This is a genomic window from Alistipes sp. ZOR0009 (genome assembly GCF_000798815.1).
In the GTDB taxonomy this organism is placed as follows: domain Bacteria; phylum Bacteroidota; class Bacteroidia; order Bacteroidales; family ZOR0009; genus Acetobacteroides.
Window position 1 is genome coordinate 1 of sequence record NZ_JTLD01000100.1, and the last position, 347, is coordinate 347.

Sequence of the window (347 nt, forward strand, 5' to 3'; positions counted from 1 at the left end):
GCTGTCAGCCCGCTACCCGACGTAATTGGCCTTCCAAAAAAAGCGGCTAAAAGTATGGATTTACCTAATTGAGCCGGGGTTGGGGGCCGCGATAACTTTGTCTTGTCAGTTTGAAACAAAATTGTCGAACCAAAAAATCTAATGTCATGAAAAAGTACGGATTTATTCTTGGGTTTGCACTAGTAGCAGTAGGGGCATCGGCACAACTACAAAACGCAGAACTTTATCAGTTTGGAGTAAAGAATAGCGCGCTTATTAACCAGTCGGGGTTAATTCAGTCGGCATCCATTACTCAGGTGGGCATGAACAACGGCGCACGTGTACTACAGGATGGCGCCTTCAACCTA

Annotated in this window: 1 protein-coding gene; it reads left to right on the plus strand. The window is 45.8% G+C overall.

What is annotated here, in order from left to right; genetic code table 11:
* Positions 1 to 146: 146 nt before the first annotated feature.
* Positions 147 to 347: hypothetical protein (locus L990_RS16595; protein WP_047451763.1), on the plus strand; the 201-nt coding region annotated here is incomplete at its 3' end.